This is a genomic window from Mesorhizobium sp. M0437 (assembly GCF_040321335.1).
Lineage (GTDB): Bacteria > Pseudomonadota > Alphaproteobacteria > Rhizobiales > Rhizobiaceae > Mesorhizobium.
Map to the genome: position 1 here is coordinate 1 of NZ_JAMYRK010000141.1, position 4,545 is coordinate 4,545.

Below are 4,545 nucleotides of genomic sequence, written 5' to 3' on the forward strand. Positions count from 1 at the left end.
TGCGGATCTGGTTGGCGGTCGGCCGGACCGATATGCGTCGCGGGATGCAAGGCCTCGCTCTGCAGGTTCAGGAGACGCTGGGCCGGGACCCGCATTTATGCGTCGGGCGAGATTATGTGGCGGAGCCGCCCTGACCCCTTTCGGGCCGGCCAAACCCAGCTTGCCTCCGCCACATAATATTTCATGCCTCTCTCATGGCGCGGGATTCCCCTGTGCCACAACGCCGGAGGGGCAGAATGCTCGAGTTCTATTTTTCCTATTGTGGGGTGCTCAAGCGCCTGCGTAGCGGTGCACTCGGTGGCGAGATGGATCGCCTCGCGGAGCATTTTTTCACCCTTGGTTATAAGCGAGCGTCTGCCACGATTTACCTGAGCCGGATTGCGCGCTTTAGCCAGTTTGCCGCAACGCGCTGTGGTCCGATGCCTATCTCTCAAGATGTCGTCGACAGCTATTTGTGCACGTTTACTACGGATACTCCACGCATTGGAGCAGTGTCGGCACTGGGACACGCGCGGCGAGTGGCTCCAGAACGCTTCCTTGCTGCTGTTCCCAGTGTAGATAATGATCCGGATGCTCCGCTTCTGAGCTCCTTTTCGGACTATCTGAGCAGGGTGTGCGGACTGGAGTCAAAGTCTTGCGAAGGCGTTCTCCTGGGCAGCCGCCGCTTTCTGGATTGGTTCCATCGCCACCATTCCGGCCAAGACCTCGACGCATTGACGGCTGAGCATGTCCTTGCCGCTGTCGAACGTCGGCTGTCACTATCGGCGACCTCCGGTACCCGCACCGCAGCAACTTCTCACATCCGGACATTTCTTCGGTTTTTGTATTGGGCTGGCCACCACGATCAGGATCTCGCGCGCGTCGTCCCCAGGACGCCCCACTGGCGTTTGGCTCATCTGCCGCCGCGCCTTGCATGGGATGACGTTCGGCGTGCAATTGATATGATCGGCGCAACGGCACCGGTTGACGTCCGCGATCGAGCCGTCCTGCTGCTGCTCGCCACCACGGGCATTCGCAACGGTGAGCTGCGCGCCCTTCAACTGCACGATATCCACTGGCGAACTGGCGAGGTCTTTGTCCGGCGCACCAAGGGCAAGCGCGACCGGGTGGTGCCCCTCCTCGAGGAGACCGGCGCCGCGCTCGCCGACTATATCCTGCGTGCTCGACCGAAGGTGGATAGCCCATACCTGTTCCTGTCCTTCACGCCGCCCGTGGGACCGTTCAAGTGCGCATCGCCTGTTTCGAGGATCGTGCGGAAGCGGTTGCGGCATGGCGGGGTCGAACTCGGGCGGGTCGCAGGTGCACATCTCCTGCGCCACAGCCTTGCCACCCAGCTCGTCAGGCAGCGAAGGCCGATCAACGAGGTCGCCGATCTCCTGGGACACCGCAGCATCAACACAACGGCGCTGTACGTAAAGGTCGCGACGTCGCAACTTGCCGAGCTCGCACTTCCCTTTCCGGGAGGCGTGGCATGACCGCCTTTGCCCGATTCCTCGGCGAGAAGGCCGAGTGTTACATCGAGCTACGCCACTCCCTCGGCTATGCCTTCAGCAAGCAAGCCGGCACGTTGCGGGCTTTCGTGAGGTACATTGAGCGCGCTCAGTTCGATGGGCCTGCCACTCGAACTTTGGCGCTGGATTTTGCCCTGTCGTTCAGCGGCGCCGCCAACAGCCGTGTCAGTCGTCACGGCGTGCTGCGCCGGTTTTACGAATATCTCGCCGTCTATGACGCGCGAACCGAAGCCTTGGAGCGCAGAGCTTTCCCCAGATCCAGAGCGATTCCGCCTCCGCGAATCCTCAGCGAGGCCGAGTTGGCATCACTCATCGACGCATGCCGCCGCATCTCGCCGGGAATCCTTCTCAAGGGGCGGACAATGGCCACGCTGATCGGATTGTTGGCGAGCTCGGGGCTGCGATCAGGCGAAGTGGTCAGACTTGATCGTTCCGACGTTGATCTGGCCAACGGGATTCTCCTCGTTCGGAAGACGAAGTTCCGCAAGGACCGTCTCGTTCCAGTTCACACGACGACCCAGGCTGCCCTTCGTAGCTACGTCCATGAACGGGATGCCGCTTTTCCCATGCCCAAGGACCAGGCCTTTTTCCTCAGCTCTCGTGGCAATCGCCTCTCGGCGACAGGCCTGCAAAACGGCTTTGCCGAGGCCCGCAAGCTTGCTGGTCTCGATGGCGGCAAGCCATTAAGGCCACACGATCTCAGGCACCGGTTCGCCGTGACCCGTCTCGGCCTCTGGCATCAGCAGCGCGCAGACGTTCAGGCGTTGCTCCCGTTGCTCGCCACATATCTCGGTCACGCCAGCTACAGCGACACTGCCTACTATCTCACCGGTTCGGCAGATCTTCTCGCCATTGCGGCGGAGCGCGCCTTCCTCGACGGAGGTGCAGCATGAGCGAACACCTGCTGCTGGCGCCGCTCCTGGAGTCCTACTTTCGCCGGCGCTTGACCAAACAACGCAATGCGACTCCCGCGACCGTGGCCAGCTATCGCGATGCCTTGCGCATGCTGATCATCTTTGCCGCCACCCGGTTGCGGAAGAAGCCGGCCGCATTGGCACTCGAAGACCTCGATCGAGACCTCGTTCTCGCCTTCCTCGACGAGCTCGAGGAGAAGCGCAAGAACGTCATCGCCACGCGCAACGCCCGACTAGCGGCCATCCGATCCTTCTTCCATCACGTAGCAGCCGCTGACCCGGCGTCCTTCGGTGTCGCCCAACGCGTGCTGACGATTCCCATAAAACGGGCTCACATTGAGGTGACGCACCACCTCACCAAGGCCGAAGTGGACGCCCTTATTGCGGCCCCCGATCAGAGGACGTCCCGTGGGCGGCGCGACCGAACGTTTCTACTGTTTCTGGCACGGACCGGCGCCCGGGTCTCCGAAGCCACCGGCGTCAACGCAAACGACCTTCAGTTGGAACGGCCGCACCCACAAGTACTGCTGCGCGGCAAAGGGCGCAGAGACCGCGTCGTCCCCATTGCTAAGGACCTGGCGCGGGCGCTGACATCCTTGTTGAGCGAGCGCGGGATCGCCCATCACGAGCCGCGAGCGATATTCGTCGGCGCCCGCAACGAACGCCTGACTCGTTTCGGAGCGACCCATATCGTGCGGCGTGCGGCCACAGAGGCCGTGCCTACCAGGCCGGCCTTGGCCGACAAGCCCATATCGCCGCACATCTTCCGGCACTCCCTCGCCATGAAGCTTCTCCAGTCCGGCGTGGACCTTTTGACGATCCAAGCCTGGCTCGGGCACGCACAGGTCGCCACGACCCACCGCTATGCCGCAGCGGATGTCGAGATGATGCGCAATGGACTCGAGAAGGCGGGCGTCACCGGCGCTCACGGCGTGCGTTTCCGACCGAATGACTCCGTTCTGCAACTGCTGAACAGCATCTAAATATTATGTGGCGGAGGCAAGCTGGGTTTGGCCGGCCCTGACGGGCGTCAGGGCGGCTCCGCCACATAATCTCGCCCGACGCATAAGAATGGATCCGAGCCGGCATCGCGCACCAGTGCCAAAAGGCCGTCGGGACCTTTTCTAAAATCGACGGGATGACTGGCGACCAACACCTTCACGCCAGTCGGGATCATGCCTGGCGAACCGCCCGGATAATCCGCACCAGCTGCTCCTCATTGATATCGGCACCGGCGCGAATGACCACGCCACCCAGCTCGATCTCCACCGACGCAGACGCTGTCGGCGTGACCTCGACAAAGCCGAGCCGCTCCGCATCCCTGTGTGGCGTGACCGCACCGCTCTTGATCGCCTTGCTCCGCCAGCCGAACAGCTGGGCCGGCGCCATCCCCGCTTGTCTGGCAATGGCCGATACATTCGCGCCCGGCTTCAGTGTCGCCTCGATCAGCCGCGACTTCGCTTCCGCCGACCAGCGCCGCCGCGGACGCTGCGGGCTTGCCTCCAGTCGGTTGGCAACCGCTTCAAGAACATGGAAACTTCTATCATCAGGCATAGGCGCAGACATAGAAATTGACACTGCAAGCTCCTCGGCTCCTTGCTTCAGTGTCAGTATGTCTCGCTCATCACCTCAAGCCGCGCCAGATGGGGTCAGCTTGGCGCTTACAAATTTTGAAGGAACACGAGGCCGGGGTGTCGGTTGCCGATCTGTGCCGCAAGCACGGGGTCAGCGACGCCTCGATTACAACTGGAAGGGCCGCTTCGGCGGGATGGATGTCTCCAGGCTCGGCGACTGAAGGCTCTGGAGGACGAGAACACGCCGCTGAAGCGGCTTCTGGCCGACGCCATGCTCGACAATGCGGCGTTGAAGGATCTTGTGGGAAAGAAATGGTGACGCCCGCGGCCAAGCGGAAAGCTGTCGCTCGCCTGAAGGAAGGCTTCGGGATGAGCGAACGGCGGGCGTGTAAAGCCATCGGCTGTTGCCGCATGACGGTTCGCTACGAGACCAGCAGGCCGGACGACGGCAAGCTTCGCGAGCGGATGAAGGCGATCGCGCAGGAGCGTCGCCGGTTCGGCTACCGGCGTCTTCTCGTGATGCTGAGGCGGGAGGGCCTGGTCGTG

General features: G+C 62.5%; 5 protein-coding genes and 1 pseudogene. 5 read left to right on the top strand and 1 reads right to left on the bottom strand.

Features of this window, described 5'->3' with window-relative positions:
* Positions 1 to 44 precede the first annotated feature (44 nt).
* The 4 genes from NKI72_RS34030 to NKI72_RS34045 all read left to right on the top strand — a co-directional run bounded on the left by NKI72_RS34030 (position 45) and on the right by NKI72_RS34045 (position 3,408).
* The gene (locus NKI72_RS34030; protein ID WP_455707831.1) at positions 45 to 134 is read left to right on the top strand and encodes a hypothetical protein; all 90 of its coding nucleotides are present in this window, start codon (positions 45 to 47) and stop codon (positions 132 to 134) included.
* Positions 135 to 236: 102 nt separating this feature from the next.
* Entirely contained in the window at positions 237 to 1,475 is a 1,239-nt protein-coding gene (locus tag NKI72_RS34035; protein WP_352852124.1) for a site-specific integrase, read from the top strand.
* Positions 1,472 to 2,404, top strand: coding sequence for a tyrosine-type recombinase/integrase (locus tag NKI72_RS34040; RefSeq protein ID WP_352852126.1), 933 nt, complete (start codon positions 1,472 to 1,474; stop codon positions 2,402 to 2,404). Before NKI72_RS34035 ends, NKI72_RS34040 begins: the two co-directional genes overlap by 4 nt.
* Positions 2,401 to 3,408, top strand: a complete 1,008-nt coding sequence (locus NKI72_RS34045) for a tyrosine-type recombinase/integrase (RefSeq protein WP_352852127.1) — start codon at positions 2,401 to 2,403, stop codon at positions 3,406 to 3,408. The genes NKI72_RS34040 and NKI72_RS34045 overlap by 4 nt, the downstream gene beginning before the upstream one ends.
* Before the next feature lie 190 nt (positions 3,409 to 3,598).
* Here NKI72_RS34045 and NKI72_RS34050 read toward each other — a convergent pair whose 3' ends face one another.
* Positions 3,599 to 3,979, bottom strand: coding sequence for a transposase (locus tag NKI72_RS34050; protein WP_245274633.1), 381 nt, complete (start codon positions 3,977 to 3,979; stop codon positions 3,599 to 3,601).
* 89 nt (positions 3,980 to 4,068) lie between these two features.
* Between NKI72_RS34050 and NKI72_RS34055 the strand changes: the two are divergent.
* Positions 4,069 to 4,545: pseudogene (locus tag NKI72_RS34055) on the top strand (transposase); the annotation flags it as partial.

What these genes read in the sequence shown, in the direction of transcription:
- NKI72_RS34050 (WP_245274633.1), bottom strand. Translation starts at nt 3,979, where the DNA reads ATGCCTGATGATAGAAGTTTCCATGTTCTTGAAGCGGTTGCCAACCGA.
- NKI72_RS34045 (WP_352852127.1), top strand. Translation starts at nt 2,401, where the DNA reads ATGAGCGAACACCTGCTGCTGGCGCCGCTCCTGGAGTCCTACTTTCGC.
- NKI72_RS34035 (WP_352852124.1), top strand. Translation starts at nt 237, where the DNA reads ATGCTCGAGTTCTATTTTTCCTATTGTGGGGTGCTCAAGCGCCTGCGT.
- NKI72_RS34030 (WP_455707831.1), top strand. Translation starts at nt 45, where the DNA reads ATGCAAGGCCTCGCTCTGCAGGTTCAGGAGACGCTGGGCCGGGACCCG.
- NKI72_RS34040 (WP_352852126.1), top strand. Translation starts at nt 1,472, where the DNA reads ATGACCGCCTTTGCCCGATTCCTCGGCGAGAAGGCCGAGTGTTACATC.